The sequence below is a fragment of the Sphingobium sp. TomTYG75 genome (assembly GCF_054771635.1).
Genome location: NZ_BSRE01000001.1, coordinates 765,464 through 782,979, shown reverse-complemented (window position 1 = coordinate 782,979; position 17,516 = coordinate 765,464). Strand labels below are relative to the sequence as shown.

Annotated in this window: 17 protein-coding genes and 2 pseudogenes; 9 read left to right on the top strand and 10 right to left on the bottom strand. The window is 55.8% G+C overall.

The window, feature by feature from the left end:
• Positions 1–80: 80 nt before the first annotated feature.
• The 6 genes from ACYU81_RS03905 to ACYU81_RS03880 all read right to left on the bottom strand — a co-directional run bounded on the left by ACYU81_RS03905 (position 81) and on the right by ACYU81_RS03880 (position 5,884).
• Positions 81–776 carry a hypothetical protein gene (locus tag ACYU81_RS03905; RefSeq protein WP_460986441.1) on the bottom strand — a complete coding sequence of 232 codons (696 nt, stop codon included), beginning with the start codon at positions 774–776 and terminating at the stop codon, positions 81–83.
• Between the two features lie 40 nt (positions 777–816).
• Entirely contained in the window at positions 817–1,770 is a 954-nt protein-coding gene (locus ACYU81_RS03900; protein WP_460986440.1) for a GHMP family kinase ATP-binding protein, read from the bottom strand.
• Between the two features lie 23 nt (positions 1,771–1,793).
• The gene (locus ACYU81_RS03895; protein WP_460986439.1) at positions 1,794–3,149 is read right to left on the bottom strand and encodes an HAD-IIIA family hydrolase; all 1,356 of its coding nucleotides are present in this window, start codon (positions 3,147–3,149) and stop codon (positions 1,794–1,796) included.
• Positions 3,146–4,126, bottom strand: coding sequence for an NAD-dependent epimerase/dehydratase family protein (locus ACYU81_RS03890; protein ID WP_460986438.1), 981 nt, complete (start codon positions 4,124–4,126; stop codon positions 3,146–3,148). The genes ACYU81_RS03895 and ACYU81_RS03890 overlap by 4 nt, the downstream gene beginning before the upstream one ends.
• A gap of 18 nt (positions 4,127–4,144) precedes the next feature.
• Positions 4,145–4,705, bottom strand: coding sequence for an SIS domain-containing protein (locus ACYU81_RS03885; RefSeq protein ID WP_460986437.1), 561 nt, complete (start codon positions 4,703–4,705; stop codon positions 4,145–4,147).
• Between the two features lie 192 nt (positions 4,706–4,897).
• Complete coding sequence (locus ACYU81_RS03880) at positions 4,898–5,884, bottom strand: methyltransferase domain-containing protein (RefSeq protein WP_460986436.1); 987 nt, start codon at positions 5,882–5,884, stop codon at positions 4,898–4,900.
• A 269-nt stretch (positions 5,885–6,153) separates the two neighbouring features.
• On the opposite strand from ACYU81_RS03880, the gene ACYU81_RS03875 reads away from it, so the two are divergent.
• The 9 genes and pseudogenes from ACYU81_RS03875 to ACYU81_RS03835 all read left to right on the top strand — a co-directional run bounded on the left by ACYU81_RS03875 (position 6,154) and on the right by ACYU81_RS03835 (position 12,841).
• Positions 6,154–7,317, top strand: a complete 1,164-nt coding sequence (locus tag ACYU81_RS03875) for a hypothetical protein (protein ID WP_460986435.1) — start codon at positions 6,154–6,156, stop codon at positions 7,315–7,317.
• Between the two features lie 154 nt (positions 7,318–7,471).
• Positions 7,472–8,641 carry a lipopolysaccharide biosynthesis protein gene (locus ACYU81_RS03870; RefSeq protein WP_460986434.1) on the top strand — a complete coding sequence of 390 codons (1,170 nt, stop codon included), beginning with the start codon at positions 7,472–7,474 and terminating at the stop codon, positions 8,639–8,641.
• Positions 8,642–8,775: 134 nt separating this feature from the next.
• Entirely contained in the window at positions 8,776–9,645 is an 870-nt protein-coding gene (locus tag ACYU81_RS03865) for a class I mannose-6-phosphate isomerase (protein WP_460986433.1), read from the top strand.
• A 438-nt stretch (positions 9,646–10,083) separates the two neighbouring features.
• Positions 10,084–10,467 carry an IS66-like element accessory protein TnpA gene (gene tnpA / locus ACYU81_RS03860; RefSeq protein WP_460986432.1) on the top strand — a complete coding sequence of 128 codons (384 nt, stop codon included), beginning with the start codon at positions 10,084–10,086 and terminating at the stop codon, positions 10,465–10,467.
• Complete coding sequence (gene tnpB / locus ACYU81_RS03855) at positions 10,464–10,811, top strand: IS66 family insertion sequence element accessory protein TnpB (RefSeq protein ID WP_460986431.1); 348 nt, start codon at positions 10,464–10,466, stop codon at positions 10,809–10,811. The genes tnpA and tnpB overlap by 4 nt, the downstream gene beginning before the upstream one ends.
• Before the next feature lie 204 nt (positions 10,812–11,015).
• Positions 11,016–11,630 (top strand): annotated as a pseudogene (locus tag ACYU81_RS03850) (IS66 family transposase); the annotation flags it as partial.
• A 137-nt stretch (positions 11,631–11,767) separates the two neighbouring features.
• Positions 11,768–12,189: pseudogene (locus tag ACYU81_RS03845) on the top strand (IS66 family transposase); the annotation flags it as partial.
• The gene (locus ACYU81_RS03840) at positions 12,187–12,426 is read left to right on the top strand and encodes a transposase domain-containing protein (RefSeq protein WP_460988104.1); all 240 of its coding nucleotides are present in this window, start codon (positions 12,187–12,189) and stop codon (positions 12,424–12,426) included. The pseudogene ACYU81_RS03845 and the gene ACYU81_RS03840, both read left to right, overlap by 3 nt.
• Positions 12,427–12,454: 28 nt before the next feature.
• Positions 12,455–12,841, top strand: coding sequence for a transposase (locus ACYU81_RS03835; protein WP_460986430.1), 387 nt, complete (start codon positions 12,455–12,457; stop codon positions 12,839–12,841).
• Between the two features lie 158 nt (positions 12,842–12,999).
• Here ACYU81_RS03835 and ACYU81_RS03830 read toward each other — a convergent pair whose 3' ends face one another.
• The 4 genes from ACYU81_RS03830 to ACYU81_RS03815 are packed head-to-tail and all read right to left on the bottom strand — an operon-like array spanning position 13,000 to position 17,514.
• Positions 13,000–13,386, bottom strand: coding sequence for a hypothetical protein (locus tag ACYU81_RS03830; RefSeq protein ID WP_460986429.1), 387 nt, complete (start codon positions 13,384–13,386; stop codon positions 13,000–13,002).
• Complete coding sequence (locus ACYU81_RS03825) at positions 13,383–15,602, bottom strand: glycosyltransferase (RefSeq protein WP_460986428.1); 2,220 nt, start codon at positions 15,600–15,602, stop codon at positions 13,383–13,385. Before ACYU81_RS03825 ends, ACYU81_RS03830 begins: the two co-directional genes overlap by 4 nt.
• Positions 15,599–16,435, bottom strand: a complete 837-nt coding sequence (locus ACYU81_RS03820) for a hypothetical protein (RefSeq protein WP_460986427.1) — start codon at positions 16,433–16,435, stop codon at positions 15,599–15,601. The genes ACYU81_RS03825 and ACYU81_RS03820 overlap by 4 nt, the downstream gene beginning before the upstream one ends.
• On the bottom strand, positions 16,432–17,514 hold the full coding sequence (locus ACYU81_RS03815; protein WP_460986426.1) for a glycosyltransferase: 1,083 nt from the start codon (positions 17,512–17,514) through the stop codon (positions 16,432–16,434). Before ACYU81_RS03815 ends, ACYU81_RS03820 begins: the two co-directional genes overlap by 4 nt.
• Positions 17,515–17,516: the final 2 nt, after the last annotated feature.

Sequence of the window (17,516 nt, the reverse complement as noted above, 5' to 3'; positions counted from 1 at the left end):
TCGTGCATAGTAGCGATATTCATGACTTTCCTGTTACCACGATAAATCCGATAAAATAAATCCAGAAACAACTACGCAAATTAACGTAAAACCTCCCATCTCCGAGCAAGATGATCGTGCATGTGCTGGTCGAGAACACAATTAAGATCAGAATCTATGAAATCATCGACGTTTTCGATAAGGTCTTCTTTGACAAAGAAAGCATTTACACCATTCGCATAGACCAATTTATAACCTTTGTCTCCGGCGAGTTTAATTAAAGCCCCAAGGCTACAACCATAATGCTTTGTTCCATCCCATCGGAAATACTCATCGAATGGAACTGTAAGGGTTTGATGAATTTGATAGAAATTTGGATTATATTCAACTATAAATAATGCTGGCTTATAGTCTATAGCCATCATGATCCAAAAATCTTGTCCGTCTACATCAATTGAAATTATATCAACATCTTGAGGGACGCCGTACTTCCGGAAAAGGCCATTAATTTCTGTTGCTTTGATGAACTCCCTTTTGATATCGTACTTTTCTGGATGGTTGCCTCCATCCATGAAAAGGCCCTTCCAACCCAAATCATCACGGAGATGAACACAATTTCCTTCTAAGCCATGTACATAATCATGATCCAGCCAGTTCGGTCCGATTCCAAACTCGACAAAATATTTTGATCGGGGCGGAATGTGATTGAAAATTGCCTCGATAATGCCATCTTCATCGGTTTGAGATGAAATTTTATTACCGAAATCTTTCAGATTTTTCGGAAGTTGATAGGGCATTGGGCCTCTCTCTAGATAAATTTTAAAATAGTGGACGAATTCATTCTGCAAAGATGATTTGACTGCCGGCGTCTTCGAAGGAAAAATCTATTCTCCGCATGGGAGCCAGGGCCTTTGCAATGGCTTCATGTCGATCCTCCTGCGCATAGAAGATGAGAAATCCACCAGCGCCGGCACCAAGGATCTTTCCGCCCGTCGCGCCGGCGGCTCGAGCCAGTTCATAGGCAGCATCTATACCAGCGTTGCTGACACCCCGTGCCATCGTCTTCTTCAGTTCCCAATTTTCATGGAGAATTTCACCGAAGCTATGCAGATCGCCCTGGTGCAGGGCGTCTCGCAGCACGTAGGTCAATTCGACCATACGCTTCATGTTCAGAATCTTGTCCTGATCACTGGAAATGACCTTTGCTTGATCAGCGAGGATGGCAGAGGCAGATCGGGTCACGCCAGTATAGAACATGATAATACGACGCGCGAGTTCGTTGCGGCGCTCCCTGGCCATAATGATCGGCGAGACAGTGACCGTATCGTCCGGATGGAATTCGTAAAGTTTTAGGCCTCCATAGGCCGCAGCATATTGATCCTGCTTCCCAATCGGCTCGCCAAGCAGATTAATCTCGATATGACAGGCCTCGTCCGCCAACTTCCGCGCCGTCGCGAAGCGATCCATAAAACCGTGCAGGACGTTGAGCAGGCCGACGGCAAAGGAACTGGAAGAACCGAGTCCGGTACCCTTGGAGGGAATATCGGCAACTGTCGTCAGCTCAATTCCGCCACCCACGCCCAGATAATGCATGGCCTGTCGTGCAAGGGCGTGCTGGAGTTCGCCGACATGACTTACCTCTTCAGTGACTGAATAGGCCAAGCGCACACCTTGGTCGAATTTTCTGTTAGCGGTGACGAAAATATATTTGTCGATCGCCGTGCTCAGAACTGCGCCGCCATATTCCCGATAAAATTGGGGCAGATCGCTGCCGCCCCCTACAAAGCTCATCCGTAGAGGGGTTCTGCTAATGATCATGAGGATGTCATACTCTTGGAGGAAATGGCATCGTGGTTCAGTATGAAGTCAACGGCGGCAGCCAGATTCTCGACTTCCACATCCGGCCCAAATGAGAAGTTCGCGCTGTCAGTTCCGCCAGTTCGCACCAGGATACTGGAAACGCCGACCGCACGGGCAGCACCGACATCCGCCTCGCTATCTCCAATCATCCAGGATTGTGCTGGGTCGATCGACAGATCGGCAATTGCTCGCTGTAGCAGTCCAGGCGCCGGTTTGCGGCAGTCGCAAACGACCTTCAACTCGGGAACTTCGCCGGGAAAACCGGATTCCGGATAATGGGGGCACACATAGCTACCGTCGAGAAAGGCGGCGCCACGTCCCAGTTCCGTTTCCAGCTTGGCATGGATCGCTTCAAGTCCTTCTAGCGTCACTTCCCCTCGCGCCAGAACCGGCTGATTGGTAATTAGCACGCATCGATATTCCGCACGATTGAGCCGAGCGACCGCTTCTCCCACGCCGTCAATCAAGGTCAGCGCCTCGGGGGTCGCGATGTGACCATTGGGAATATTGAGCGTTCCGTCGCGATCAAGGAACACGGCGCGCTGAGGCGTGTCGAGCCGACTGCGGGCGATTTTCCCGGAACGCAAATCGGCAACCGCGCGGTCAAGACGGTCAGGGGTGCCGATATCCTTGATGTATTCGAAAGTGGCGTAGCCTTGTAAAGCGATGCCGGCGCTGAGCGCGCGCGGGAACAAGTCTTTGCCGAAATCGACTATACCATCCTCTAGTTGCAGCGCACTCAGGATCGACTTGTCGAGTACGTATAAGGCCGCATTGACCATATTGCGATGAAAGGCGTTCTCGGCGTGCGGCTTGGGATGAAAGGCCCGAATCATGCCGACCTCGTCCATCTCGACCAAGTCAGAATCATGGGGATGATCGTTGGGATGGAGGAACAACGATCCCTGGATCCGCCGCTCTTCATGCGCCCTGACATGCGCCTTCCAGAAGCGATCCAGATTCACATCGAACAACGTGTCGCCATAGACCACGAGGAAACGATCATGGAGCAGATGCGCAGCATCCCAAACTGCACCGGCCGTTCCCCGTGCCCCTCCACTATCCTGCACGACATCGACTTGAATGCCCGCAATATCGTTGGAAGCGCAAAATTCCTCTATCGCGTCAGCCCGATAGTTGACCAGCATGAGGACGTGGGTGAAGCCGTGCTCGGCAAGGGTATGCAGTTGCCTCTTCAGCAACGGCATACCGTCGACATCCACCAATGGCTTGGGTGCGCCGCCCAAGCGAGAAGCTAGGCGTGTTCCTTGCCCGCCTGCGAGTATGACTGCTTGGCGCAAGGCGGTCATCGCGACGGCGTATCCATGCCCTCTTGGACTGCAATTTCCGCGATTGCGCGCTTCACTGCGCCGTTCGATGACATGGAAGCGGTCCAGCCTAAAGTGTCGAGCCTCGACACGTCATAGCGAAAGCGCGGCACGTCGCCGACCCAGCCACGGCCTTCCGTGCCGAAAGCTAAGCTAGCGTAGGGCGCTGCATGATCTCGCGTCAACTCGGCGATTTCGCGCACGCTTATGCCTTCATCCTTGGGGCCGATATTGTGCACGGACCAGCCCTCCGGTCCATGGTCATAAATCCAGAGCATCGCGCTAACCAGATCGCTGACGTGGAGATAGATTTTGCGCTGTGTGCCATTTCCCAAAACATCCAGGACGTCTGGCGTTCGGCGCAGTTTGTGCAGAAAATCCAAGATGACGCCATGAGTGGCAGGAACGCCGACCACATTAGGAAAGCGGAAAACGCTAGCCCGATCAAGAAAGGATTCGGTTGCAGCCCTAATGGCCGCCTCCGAAGCGAGCTTCATTGCGCCATAATTGGAAATAGGTTCGCAAATGGTATTTTCAGACAGGATGTTGAGGCCATGATCGCCATAAACTGCAGAAGTCGACGCGAAGTGAAGCCGTTTCCAACCGCGCATGCGCATCTGGGCCAGCAATTCATGGGTCACCAGAAATGTGTCTTTGAGATCCACATTGGGATCGTTTACGCCTGCAGGGATATCCGAATTGGCACATAGATGCCACACTTCAGCGGGACCACCTTCCACCGTATCCAGCACAGTCGCTAGAGCATCGCCATCGCTGATATCCGCCTTCCCAAAGGCCACGCGGTTCGTGCCGCCGAGCCGCTCCACGAATTCACGACGGCCCCGGGACAAATTGTCGATCAGCAGGACACGGTCGCCTCGATCGAGAAGCGACTTTGCGAGGTTGACAGCCACAAAACCGGCACCGCCTGTAATGACATGCGTTATTATAGATGACATGTTAGGAACGTTCCGACCTTAAAGACAGTCACACATGGATTGCATAACAATATGACCGAAGATCGCATGGGCGTCTTCACACAATTGCATGTCATTTACTGCGGCCCACACGCAATGCTGCGCCTTTTCCCGAAGGCGCCCGCCAGAGTAGCCAGCTAGGCCCAGCGTCACACCACCATTGTCATTCGCATAGTCCACGGCGCGGATCACGTTTTCCGAATTACCGCTGCCGGAAATGGCGATCACCAGATCGCCGGCTTGCATCACGTTTTTCAGCTGTTCGATGAAGATATCCTCAAAAGAAATATCATTTCCATAAGCCATCAACAGGCCCATATTATCCACCAAGCTCCGGCCGCGGAACGGTTTACCGTGCTTGAGGTAAACCATCTTGTTCCAATCGGTGATAAAATGGAGCGCAGTCATCGAACTACCGCCATTACCCAATGTAATGATTTGAGCGCCCCGATCCCAGGCATCGCGCACCATTTCTACACCTTTGTCGATTTCTGCGCGATCCAGATTGTTAAGCGCAACTCCGAGCTTATTAAGGTAGAACTCACTGACACTTGCTGTCACAAGAAAAGCTCCCAAAATTTACCAACGGCAGTTGAAAATATGTCACTTACCCTAACGATAGGACGCAGCTGTTGCAAGGCAACCATCATGCCCCAGTGATGAATTCGCACCGCTCCAGCATTGCTCGTGATTGACAATAGTCCAACGCTGCTTCGCAGGCGCACGAGGTGCCGATTGCTCAGTCGTAACGGCTCATGCGCCCGCGGAGAGCCCATCCTTCACGACAATGAGACCGAAGGATGTCGTAACAAAGCCGGCCACTTCAAGCTTGAGATGGGGGAGGGCGTAGGGTGGAAGGTCAATGTGCTCGTCGATAGCCGTTGTTCCCGGATGGAGGTTGAGCGGTGCCACAAAATGCCCCTGATCGACCAACCGCTCCACAAGGCGCTCAAAGTCCTGGCGGCGATAAATCGCGAGATGATCCTGATCGAAGGTCTCTGCATTGGAAGAGAGGTTGAATTCGGTTGTGTGCACCGCGACGCCACCCGGTTTCAGCGTTCGCAGACTGTTCTCGATGAAATCGAGGCCGTGGTCGATGCTGCCCAGATGCTCTAGCGCACAAGCGGACCAGCAGCCGTCGAAATCGGTAAGATGTGCCGGAATGGCGTTCATATCCAGCGGCTCGAACGCAACGAGACGCTCGAAATCCTCCTTGGAAACGATTTCCCACCGATAAAGCTGATCGAGGCCCGACGCATGCTGATTCGTCGTATCCCAGCCCATATTGGCAATCGTCTCGCTCGGGGCATCCGTTGCGAGTACCGCGACGCCGCGGCCAGCAAAGGCGGACGGCAGTGGTTCCTGGCCGATGCCAAAACCCAGCAGACGCTTTCCTGGGTTCAGCAAGCCATAATAGTCAAAGACGGCTTTGACATAAATGAACTCCCAGACCTTTCGGTGCGCTTCTGGTTGGACAGCCGTGCTAATGCACAGTTGGTTGTAGAAATCTCCCTCCATCTGGTTGCTTGTGCACAGTTGGGAAACGGGGGACTCCAAGTTCGGAAGCCCCCAAGTCCAAGGAACAGATGACGACTTGGGCGGAGAGAGGAGCCAAAGGGGCGCCATATAGGGTACGGGGACCATATGGACGTCATCATTGTCGGGTTCGTTCTTGCGAAGGTTTGCCGACTTGTTGAATTTGAGAACACGTTTAGCCAAAGTATTTATCAGTGAATTCATCGATCTGTTTCGCCAATTCGATGTCTTGCGTGAAGATAACAGCATTTGATCTTGGCACTAGCCTATAGCAGCATGCCACGCAAGCCGCCTGCCTTTGCCCCCAATTGCAAGGGCGCACCCCTTCCAAATAGCGCTCTGACATCAACCATGCGCGCCGAACCGTTGGCAATTATCATCAGGCAATGGGTCCGACCTGCTGGCGCTCCACGTAGGCTTTTCGTGCCGCCAATTTGACGTTACATGATATCAAAAGGGCGCGCAGCATTCTGATGGCCGAATACGAATGGCGTGTGCCTTTTGCAGCAACGATCGGACTCGCGATCGCTCAAGAAGGTATGTTAATGAGGGTCCTTAATCCATTTTCGTTCTGGCCTAATTACGCGAGTGCAATTCGCGGCTTTGGCGGCAGTGACAACGGTCCCGACCCCTCCTATTGCTTTCATACCCTTTATCAGGAGTTCGCGCCCGGATCGGTCGTTTTCCATGTGCGCCTTGTCAATGCCCGGGCGACCTGTGGCGAGATCGAATTGCGGATCAACGGTTACCGACCGAATTCTGGAATGGACGCCATCCTAGTTGCAGGCGCGCGCATTTCACTGGAAGACGTTGCCGGCGATATAGAGATTCCCTTGCGTGTCGCGGTGCTGCCAGGCGTGAGTTACGCGATTTTCTGCCGATACACCGAGCCATCAGACCTGAATGTGGAAGGAATTAAGATTGAGGTCGAGGAATTCGAGGACGACGACGCGGACACCTACGCCAGCGAAGATCTTGAGCATACGCGGTTCGGAAATCGCAATACTGTTTCTGCTTCGTCCATCATCGTCGCGGACGAGCCCGAGATCGATTTCCCGTGTTCTCAGCCTTTCACCAAGGGGCAATTGCGGAAAGGGCGCTTTTGGAGCGAAGCCCCAGCTGCTATCGCTGCACTGACCGATCCGGTCGACAAGTGGCGTCATGCCATCGCATACAAAGCCCTTCAGAGCTATGGCTTCCTAGCTCACGGTGCTTGCGGAGCAATTTCGCAGGATTTCGAGAGGCTTACGGATGTGGTTGCTGCACACGGCGTCCTTGCATCCGTGCAAGACGGTGCCATGGTTAAGGGGCCGTTTGATTTCATGATCGCCACACTTCCGTCCAGAATGGATACGGAATCCGTGACCTTACCCAACGCCATTCTCAATGCGATAAGGCCTGTTCGCCGGAACGGAATGATTGCGGTCTTCTTCGACTATGATGTCTCGTCATCCGGTTTCGAAGATATCGCGGAGCAGGCCGGAAGACTGCCTGGCCGCCACATGCTGCAGCAGGCCGCCCTGAAGATCATCGGCCATGGTTGCGACGTCGCCCAGCTTCGCGTGCCACTCGGCGGTTCGGGCATGTTGGCAGCCAACAGCACGGCTCGCCCTTTCGCCATGCTGATTAGCCGCTAGGCCCGGCCTGCTGATCGCGGGTCGGCAGGATCGAAATTTTCATTGCGTAGTGCGTAGTCCCCTTGATAGGGCGCAGTTCGCAATTCATGCGTATGGATGCGAACAGCGAACGGCGGGCACTGCCTCCCGTTTTTCGAAATGGATGAAGCGGAAAATGCACGGCATCTTCAGGCTCGATGGTCTGACCGAGAAAAATGCTCGGTATGGTAGGAAAAAATGGTTCATGCAACGATTGCTGCGCTATCGCTGGTTCGTGTTGCTTGTGCTGCTGCCTACCTTTTTAACTGCCGCTTATTATTATCTGGTTGCCTCCAACCAGTATGAATCGACCGCAAGCTTTGTGGTGCGCCGAGCAGAGGGCTCGTCCAAGAACATAAGCGGCTTGGGGCAGATTTTCGGCATAGGTGTCGGTGCCTCGCAAGCCCAATCGGAAGCTACGCTGGTTTACGAATATCTGCTTTCGCATGACGCCGTGGCGCGACTGCGCAAAGAAGATCGTCTCGTTGAGCGCTTCAACTTGCCCGGTGTCGACATATTAAGTCGACTGAGATCTGCCGCGCCACGCCCTGAATCGTTGCTGACCTATTATCGCAAGCATGTCATGATCGCTGCCGATCAAGAGACTGGAGTGACCCATCTCGCGGTGCGGGCATTTACGCCGAAAGATTCGTACGCGCTCGCTAACAAGCTACTTTTCATGGGTGAAGCGCGAATCAACGAGCTGAACAAGCGCACATTCCAAAACCAGATCGCCGACTCTAGGCGTGAGTTGGCGCTTGCGGAAGAGGCTTTAAGCCAAGCACAGACACGGCTGACGGCATTTCGTCGGACTGAAGGCGACATTGACCCTGCGGGGAGTGGCAAGGCACAGTTGGGCCTCGTGACCGATGTCGAAGGTAATGTAGTTTCGGCCCGGTCCAAGCTTGCGAGCATGGCGCGCTTTCTGAGCAAATCCAGCCCGCAATATCGTGCGCAAGCTGCACAGGTAAGTGCCCTTGAGGCCCAATTGGCAGGGCAGTCATCCCGTTTAGCCGGATCGGGTTCTTCCATTGCTTCAAGTTTGGGTAACTATGAAGATTTGGTTATCCGTAAAGAATTCGCGTCGCAACGCTACACGGTGGCCGCCTCCGCATATGAACAGGCGCGTTCCGAAGCGCTTAAGCAACAGCTCTATCTCACGCGGGTTGTCGATCCCAACCTGCCTGTTAAATCGGAATTTCCACAACGCGGCAAAAAGGTAGCCACGGTCTTCTTCTCCTTGTTAATCGCCTATGCAATCGGGTGGCTTTTGGTAGCAGGCGTGCGCGAACATAGCATGGGTTAACAGCTTTCCGTGCGCCCTAAACGGTTTGATGAGAGAAGTTCGGAGTCGCGGCCTTAGATTCGAAGCCGTCCAGCCTGGAACATTCACAGAATGCTTCCTCTTGTGCCCATGAATGGAGTCGGCATAAGGGAGGTATGACGATACAGCGACTTATTGCCCAGGCTGTAGAAAAGCCGTGGGGCCGAACCGATATCCCATCGCACATGAGAATAAACGGTGTGGGCCGGATCGGTGAAATCTGGTTTTCTCCTGAGCGGGAGATGAGCCTGCCTTTGTTGGTCAAGTATATTTTCACCAGCGAAAAACTATCGGTTCAAGTCCACCCCAACGATAAACAAGCCCGGCAATATGGCTTGTCGGGAGGGAAATCTGAATGCTGGTATGTGCTTGATGCGGCAGCAGATGCGAAACTGGGTATCGGCACTATTCAGAATTTGACACGCGACGAGTTACGAGAGGCGGCTCTTGATGGAAGCATCGAAGCCCTGATAGAATGGAAGCCCGTAATGCCCGGCAGTTTCTACTATATACCGGCAGGAACGGTTCATGCCATCGGTGGAGGCGTTTCGCTGGTCGAAGTTCAGCAGAATAGTGATGTAACCTTCCGGCTCTATGATTATGGACGTCAGCGCGAACTTCATCTGGAGATGGGAATCGAAGTCAGCATAGCGGAGCCCTATGCTATGCCAAACCGCGTCATTCCGGTGACGGCGGAAGAACAACTGGTTGGCTCCGGAGCACCTTTCACTCTCGATATTATACAGGGAGCATCCCATACCCGCCGAAAGTTGGAAGGAGATATACTGTGGTTCATTCCACTGGCTGGCTACGGGACAATTGATGAGCAACCTTGGCGGTCCGGCGAATGCTGGCTGATAGAGGGCGGTGCGACATTCTCGATCGCAAAAGAAATGAGCGCCCTGATCACTCGACCCACGTTAATGCAGTCCGGCAACAGTCGTAACAATAGCGATACCAACGAGGCTATAGTGGTCGGGAACTGACTCCGTTGGCGTCAAGGTGCCACTGAACGGAAATGCGTGCATCAGTTGGCATTATCCTCGATTACGTCCATAAGTGCGCTCAGCAGTCCAGTCGGCACGAGGCCTTCTGAACTGAGTGACTTGGGAGGGGGTAACAGGGACAGCCGACCTTCCCGCGCGGCTTGTCCAACCCGCGGCCTGCGCCGCTCTCATCCATGGCAGCGGGCAAGTCCCCTCGCCCGCTCATGAGATCGCCCATTGAATGGGCGACCCGCATATCTCAAGAATTAATCAAGTTCAAGAAACGGGTCAGTACTATGGAGGTAAGCGTGGTCTGACGGCCGCCTTGCACGCTGGGCATCCGCCGGGATGATTGCCGCTCTTTGAGCGGGGTGGCCGATGTCGGACGAGATTGAGGATTCAGCGAGCGGTGCAGCAAGCGCTCATACGAGTGGTCGTATGAGTAGTCGGATTGAGGTCGTCAGCCGCGTGTCGGGCCGACGGCGCTGGACGGTGGAGCAGAAGCTGGCGGTGTTGAGGGATGCGTTCGGCCCGGATGGCTGCGTGCGCACGGCCTGCGAACGTCATGATGTTGGCAGCGGATCGATCTACACTTGGCGGCGGCAGGCGATGTCGGGCGAACTGACCGGGGTGCGCAAGTTCGCCGATCCGGCATTTGCGGAGGTGCAAATCAGCGAGCCGCCAGCGTTGCCCGCTCCATCGGTTGCCCCGCCCAGGAGCAGTTCGATCGGCATCGATCTGCCATCGGGCATCCGGGTGACTGTAGATGCCACTGTCGACGCCGATGCCTTGTCCCGGGTGATCGGTATCCTGACGCGATGATCCCGTTGCCGCCTTCAACGCGGATATTCCTGGCCTGCGGGGCGACGGACATGCGCAAGGGTTTTGACGGCCTTGCTGTGATGACGCAGCAAGTTCTGGAGCAAAGCCCGCATTCCGGCGCGCTGTTCGCCTTTCGAGGGAAGCGCGGCGATCTGGTGAAGCTGCTCTGGTATGACGGTCAGGGCATGTGCCTTTTCTCCAAGCGGATGGACCGGGGCCGGTTCGTGTGGCCATCGACCAGGACCGGGTCGGTGGTGATGACGGCGGCCCAGCTTTCCATGCTTTTGGAAGGTATCGACTGGCGGCGGCCGGAACGCACTTTTACCCCATCACTCGCGGGCTAAAACGCCCATTTTCTGGCACTTTTACTGGCATCGGGGAGGCTGTTGCGCTATAGGATCGCGGTGTCGGACGCAGGCCTTTCCACCGCTGATAAAGACGCTCGGATCGCCGAGCTCGAAGCTGCTTTGGCGGCCGCCCACGCCGATATTTCTGCCCGCGATATCCTGATCGACACACTGCGCGTGCAGATTGCGCGCCTAAAGCGGATGCAGTTCGGCAAGTCGTCCGAGAAGCTCGATACCCAGATCGCACAGCTTGAATTGGCGCTTGAGGAACTGGAAGGTGAGGCCATTGTCGCCGCCGCGCGTCGAGGCGATCCAGCAGCCGTTGATCGGTCAGCGCCTGTTCGCGCGCTGCCTGCCCATCTACCGCGGGAGGAACGGCGGATCGAGCCCGAGCAAGGTACCTGCGCCTGCCCCGACTGCGGCGGCGCGCTTCGCCCGCTGGGGCAGGATAGCGATGAGATGCTCGATGCCGTGCCGGTGCAATGGCGTGTCGTTCGGACCATCCGGCCCAAGTATAGCTGCCGGTCCTGCGAGAAGATCGTTCAGGCGCCCGCGCCGGTAAAAGCCATTGCCCGGGGCAAGGCGACCTTTGGCACGCTGGCCCATGTCGTCGTCTCCAAGTTCGACCATCACCTGCCGCTTTACCGCCAGGCCGAGATAATGGCTGCGCAGGGGATCGAGATCGACCGCTCGACGCTGGCAGGCTGGGTGGGACAGGCATCCGTGCTGCTCGATCCGATCATCAGTCGTATCCGCGAGGTCGGCCTGACCGCCGCGAAGATCCATACCGACGATACGCCGGTTCCCATGCTCGATCCGGGCCGGGGCAAGACCGCGACCGGCAGGCTCTGGGCCTACGCCGTCGATGATCGCAGTTCCGGCGCCACGACCCAACGTCGCTCGTCTGGTATGAGTTCACCACCGACCGCACCGGCGCGCATCCCCAGCGGCAGCTGGCCAGCTTCAGCGGCTATCTGCAGGCCGATGGTTATGCCGGCTATGACAAGCTCTACGACACGAACCGCGTCACCGAGGTTGCTTGCTGGGCGCATTTCCGGCGCAAGATATTCGACATCCACGCCACCAAGCCGACGTCGCTCACCACTGATTTGCTGGAACGCATCGGCCAGCTTTACGAGATCGAGGCAGAAGTTCGGGCCAGCAACCCGAGATCCGACGACGAAGCCGGCAGGACCGCACCCAGCCATTGATCGATGATCTGCGGCAGGCACTTGATGATGCCCTGCGCCGCCTCTCGCCCAAGTCCGAGATGGCCAAGGCGATCGCCTATGGCCGCAAACGCTGGGTCGCGCTGACGCGCTTCCTCGACGATGGGCGCCTGGAGATTGACAACAACATTGCGGAGCGCGCCATGCGCTGTGTGGCCTTGGGCCGTAAAAACTGGCTGTTCGCCGGTTCAAAGGCGGGCGGCGATCGCGCCGCCGCCATCTATTCCGTCATCGAGACCGCAAAGCTCAATGGCCTCGAGCCACAGGCCTATATCGCCGATGTCATCGCCAAGATCGCGGGCGACTGGCCTGCTGCTCGCTGGGATGAACTCATGCCGGGGAACTGGCGGCCAGATCAGCAACCGATCGCACAAGCCGCCTGATCTGCGACCTCCAGCCCACGCTTACGAAGTGTCGATCACATCCGCCAATATCAATGACGGCAAGGCAGGTCCTGAAGCATTGCCCGACCATCCCGGCGAGGTGTTTGCCGACAGCGCCTATCGCGGCAATCATTTCTGTGACGCGGTCCGTGCGAAAGGCAGCGTTCCCCGGATCGTCGCCACCGGCATGTGGGGCCGCGACGAACAGGAAATCCTGCGCAAGCTCCATGAATGGAATCAGCCGATCCATCGTGTGCGTGGCCGGATCGAGAAGATCTTCGGAACCTGGAAGCGCTGTTACGGCCTTCGTCGGATGCGATGGCGAGGTCTCGCCAAAGCCGCCGCCCAAGTCCATCTCACCGCCATCGCCTACAACCTCAAGCGCACCATGAATATCCTCGCAGTCCCAGCATGAAATTTGCCCGGCCCGGCCGAACCAGAGGCAGGCAGGATCAAACTTCACAAATCCAATGCATTTTCAGAGCACTACACCCATCCGCGCACAGGTCTCATAATATCGTCGGCCGTAACGCTTTCACCATGTCATGAACGGCGACATCTGCCAAATTACGGTCAGGATGATCGTGCATTGTCTGTAGCTGCACCCAGCCGCATCAGGGTCGTAAGCGGATTAACTTCTGTCGGATCTTCGGCGAACTGCCTAACAAGAGTGAGCAGTTCGTCCCTATCCGGCCCAGTTTCTGGCATGGGCGGAGGGGGCCCATCGATGCCCAGCAGGGGCTCGGCCGGCATCGAGTTAGATTGCCTGAGCGCAAAGAATAGCCGCTTCGCTGCGGAGTGTTCCTCTAACCAAGCCAAGTCGAGAATGCCGTGGGCGAGCAACTCCTCGCGTGTTCCCACGAGTTTAGCCAAATCTTCGGCATCCTTGCCGGATAGCCATTGACCAGTCACAACATGGATCGCGGTGATCATTTGATCGATGTCCAGCATAGCCGTCATGCCTGCGCTTCGTTTGACTCGACACCCGTAAACGCAAGAAATGCCGCCTCTACGTTCTGGACCATTAGCTGTGTGGAAAAATGTTCTTCCGCTGCCGTGCGCGCCGCATGCTGCATTGAACGCAAAGCAGCCTCATCGGCGCGTGTGCGGTTCATGGCCATGGCAAGCGCCTCCGCCGCATCTTCATTATCGGGGACGAGCACGCCGTTTGTGCCCGATGTCACAACCTCTGCAATGCCGCCGACGTCGAGGCCCAACACGGCGCAACCCGCTGCCAGAGCCTCAGCCGCGACCAGCCCGAAGGATTCGTACCGACTGGGCAACAACGCGATATCGGCGGCACGATACAGTTGATCCAAGTCTTCACGAGTAACAACGCCACGAAGTTCAAGGCGCCCCGTATCGATCAAGGGTTGGGCACGGGCCAACGTCGCGGTGCTCACGACGCCTTCGAGCTTCTCTCCACCAACGAAGATGCCCCGCAGATTCGAGTCCTCTTCAGTGGCCTTCACGAAAGCCGAGAGGGCGATGTCGATACCCTTGCGCCGTTCGAACCTGCCAACGAACAATACGAGACCGCTCTGCTTGTCCTCAAAACACGGCGCCTTCCCGATGTCGACCCCATGCACAGCATAACGCACTCGGTCATCCAGTGACGTTCCGGACTGGCGGTTCAATTCGGCAACGATCGATCGACTATTGGCGAGTAGATGCGAAGCCTGCCGCAAGACGAGATTCTCGGCGGCGATCATCCGTGTCACGATTGCATCACGAAGCAGGGGCTGTGAGGCCCACTCCTTATTGAACTTGGCACTCAGGCCATAGGATGTATGCAGGCTCACACAAACCTCCACGCTAGGCAGATCGAGACAGGCTACGCCTTCCAGATCCCAGATTGGAAAGGAGAGAAGATCGAGATTGAAGGATTTCAGCACCGCAGCATGCTGGTAAACGCTCGCAGCCCATTGCGCTTGATCAGGTGGAAGGCCGAAACGTTCAGAAATCCAGCGGTGATCCGATGCATTGGATCGAATCTCATGTCGCCAGTAGCCATTTTTGTAGCGGATCCGAATTTCGGAATCCCTCGCTTCCATGACCACATGGACTTGGTGCCCCCGATCGGCGAGGCCTTTCGCAACGAGCTTTGTCCAACGGGGAATTCCGGATTCATTTTCGTCGCTGAAATGTCGGCATATGAATGCGACGGTCAACTTGCGCTGTATCGCTGTTGCAAAGGGGAGGAACGGCGGTACGGCCTCACGTCGCCAGGGGCCAGCCATGTTTGCCGCGTTGACCTGCGCCAACCTGAACCCTTCCTCCAGGGCGACGTGCACTTCACGGTCCAGTTTCGCGTGATGCCGGGAGTCGATTCCTCCTTCCTTGAGCGAAGCCCGATTGCCGCCGAGCCATTGCTTTCGGAGTACCTGAAGCCGGTCGGCCGCATCCTTGGCAACTTCCGGTGTCCAGTTCGATGTACCATGCCTGTTGATGAAATAGCTGTGGCTGCGCACGATTGCATGGACCGATCGATGCGTCATGTTGGAGGAGCGTAATGCGCTGGAGGCGAATTGATGCCAGACCAGCGCATCCGGTGCATATTCGATCTTCCATCCTGCGTCGATCAGCCGTACGCAGATGTCGGTTTCATCAAGATAATAAGAAAACGTCTCGTCAAAGCCGCCGATCCCTTCGATCGCCGACCGGCGTACCGAGGAATTTGTGCCTAGCATGGACGGATATATCCAACTCTCCGGTCGGCAGAACGGAGACAGATCAAGATGTGCACTGACGAAAAAGGGGTCACCGAAGCGATCGCAAAGGGTCGTTCTCGCCTGATATATGGACCCCAGTCGTCCGATAGTGTGTCCGCCGACCGCGCCAACTTCCGGATTATTATAGAGTTGGACTAGAGCGGCAAGCCAGGAGGGATGGGGTACAGCATCATCGTCCAGAAATGCGATGATCTCTCCCGCCGCGAGCGAAAGGCCGATGTTGCGCGACTTGGCGAGGTTTGCCTCCGGGCAACGCCCGATCTTGATACGATGTGCCCAATGTTCGAGAATTTCATCGGTGTGATCATCCGATGGACCATTGACGACAATGACTTCCAGGTTCGGCCATTCCAGCCCAGTCATTCCCCGCAGGCAGTCGCCCAGCAGGTCCGCACGCCCCAACGTATTGATGATGATCGAGACTGAAGGCATTTCGTCCTTCATACTAGGGCTCCTCGGCCGATCAGAGCCAGAAGGGACCGATTGGCGCGGGAAAATAGCGGGTCGTTCATCAAATGCTCGATGATTTGCGTGCGGCGGGGTGCAGTGCGCAACATGCGAACCGTCCAGGCGAGACTGAATTCCGTCTGCTCCCAGAAAAGCCACGCCAGAGACTTTAGATCGTCAGAATGGGAGAGATCCAAGGCGGCGGTATTATTTGGAAATCTTTCGAGCTCAACCAGAACATCCGGCGAATAGATGCGCATCGCGCCGCCGCCATAATGTACCGAATATTCCAAGTGCGGCCAAACATCGGCCACGGAAGCTCCCAGTGCCAGCGCGTCGCGATAGCCGATCTCTGCGCGCTCGAACTGCCCATCCTCTTTCAAGCAGTGACTGAGTTGAATACGATATCCGCTATGCAAGGGATAAAATGTCAGTGCGCGTTCATAAGCCGAAATGCCCCGCGACCAGTTTCCATTATCGCGCGCTGCATTGCCTTCCTTGGCAAGTCGCTGAAACTCGAGATCCAAGCGGGCGGCCTTGAAGCTGATTTCCACTGCCAGTGTGCGCTTGGGCGCTAACAGCGGAAGACTACGCATTATACCCACAGACTGCTCAGCATTGGCGCTGGCACGCGCGCGCAAAAGAATGAGGCGCAGGGTACGACGAACGACATCGTCAGACTTCGTTGCCAAGCGCGATCGCAGATCGTGAAAACGAAGATCGGAACCGCGCATCGACGGCGCTGCAAGCATGCCCTTATTGCCCAAGGCTGTCGAGAGCATTGCGGGATGCGCAACAATCGCCTTCAGCCATTTGTTGATCTGGCTCATAGTTCGTTGCCTCCTTTCCCCGATACCATCATGTTAGCTTTTTCATTAGACAAGGTGATGGCGCCTGCCTTGGCGACCGCATGCATTTGCTCTGCCCAGCCCAATTGATCGCGCACCTCTCGTGCAACCTGATCGGGCAGGGTGGCCAACACTCTCAGACAGAGCGTTGCGTATACACAGCGGCGCTCCATCAGCATGTTAGGATGCCAAGCTTCAAGCGCATTCCCAATGACATCGCTCCAGAGGGGAAGGACATATTGATCCGACGTCAATTCCAAGAAGGCATCGGATCGCTGTTCATTGAAGAGGTAATCTTGCACGCGATGCCAGAGTGGAAAGAACCATCGATAATGGGGTAAGATATGCGCCTGCGACGGGTTCGACGCATAAAGATGCATGGGGAGTTCTGATGCAAAAAGCGCCTCGCTTACGTCCCCTCCGTTGGCATCGAAGCTCTTATAAGCGTCAAGCCAGGCGGCGGTGAATTGATTGTTGGGCAGGCCCGCAAGAGTGGCGTGGCCGAAAGTGCTTCTGGTCCCCGGAATAGCGGCCTGCGTCCCCATAACAAATGGCCAAGCCGCAAGATCATCCATGTTCCGCAATGTCAGCATGTCGCAATCCATCGCGATGCCGCCAATTTCGAGCAGCGCGAGAAGGCGGACGAGGTTTAGCCTCTGTGTACCGGACATTATAGATGCCGGGCCGAACCATTTGAAGGCCGGGACAATGACAAAGCGCGCATGTGCACGCACCAAATCCCAGAACTGGCCCTTTGGCTCGTTGGCGCCGAAGACAACCAACATGGCATTTGGATGGCTCGCTTGCGCTGACAGGACTGCCATAGCTGCATAAAAAGGAAAGCTTTCGATTTCCCTCTGCTTTGCGATGAAGTGAACGGCGTTGATGGCCCCCGCCCTGTTCGGACATTCCCGCGCGAGCTTTCTTAGCCTTTTCCTGAAGATGCGCAAAATCGCGCGATCTCGCGCAAATCCGAGAATGTCGCGTAGCACATGTTTTCGATTTTGACGAAGATTGTCCTCCAGAAGTTGCGGAAGGGGCTTGTTATCATGATCCTTCATTA

What these genes read in the sequence shown, in the direction of transcription:
- ACYU81_RS03905 (WP_460986441.1), bottom strand. Translation starts at nt 776, where the DNA reads ATGCCCTATCAACTTCCGAAAAATCTGAAAGATTTCGGTAATAAAATT.
- ACYU81_RS03900 (WP_460986440.1), bottom strand. Translation starts at nt 1,770, where the DNA reads ATGAGCTTTGTAGGGGGCGGCAGCGATCTGCCCCAATTTTATCGGGAA.
- ACYU81_RS03895 (WP_460986439.1), bottom strand. Translation starts at nt 3,149, where the DNA reads ATGACCGCCTTGCGCCAAGCAGTCATACTCGCAGGCGGGCAAGGAACA.
- ACYU81_RS03890 (WP_460986438.1), bottom strand. Translation starts at nt 4,126, where the DNA reads ATGTCATCTATAATAACGCATGTCATTACAGGCGGTGCCGGTTTTGTG.
- ACYU81_RS03880 (WP_460986436.1), bottom strand. Translation starts at nt 5,884, where the DNA reads ATGAATTCACTGATAAATACTTTGGCTAAACGTGTTCTCAAATTCAAC.
- ACYU81_RS03875 (WP_460986435.1), top strand. Translation starts at nt 6,154, where the DNA reads ATGGCCGAATACGAATGGCGTGTGCCTTTTGCAGCAACGATCGGACTC.
- ACYU81_RS03870 (WP_460986434.1), top strand. Translation starts at nt 7,472, where the DNA reads ATGCACGGCATCTTCAGGCTCGATGGTCTGACCGAGAAAAATGCTCGG.
- ACYU81_RS03865 (WP_460986433.1), top strand. Translation starts at nt 8,776, where the DNA reads ATGACGATACAGCGACTTATTGCCCAGGCTGTAGAAAAGCCGTGGGGC.
- tnpA (WP_460986432.1), top strand. Translation starts at nt 10,084, where the DNA reads ATGAGTAGTCGGATTGAGGTCGTCAGCCGCGTGTCGGGCCGACGGCGC.
- tnpB (WP_460986431.1), top strand. Translation starts at nt 10,464, where the DNA reads ATGATCCCGTTGCCGCCTTCAACGCGGATATTCCTGGCCTGCGGGGCG.
- ACYU81_RS03840 (WP_460988104.1), top strand. Translation starts at nt 12,187, where the DNA reads ATGCGCTGTGTGGCCTTGGGCCGTAAAAACTGGCTGTTCGCCGGTTCA.
- ACYU81_RS03830 (WP_460986429.1), bottom strand. Translation starts at nt 13,386, where the DNA reads ATGACGGCTATGCTGGACATCGATCAAATGATCACCGCGATCCATGTT.
- ACYU81_RS03825 (WP_460986428.1), bottom strand. Translation starts at nt 15,602, where the DNA reads ATGAAGGACGAAATGCCTTCAGTCTCGATCATCATCAATACGTTGGGG.
- ACYU81_RS03820 (WP_460986427.1), bottom strand. Translation starts at nt 16,435, where the DNA reads ATGAGCCAGATCAACAAATGGCTGAAGGCGATTGTTGCGCATCCCGCA.
- ACYU81_RS03815 (WP_460986426.1), bottom strand. Translation starts at nt 17,514, where the DNA reads ATGAAGGATCATGATAACAAGCCCCTTCCGCAACTTCTGGAGGACAAT.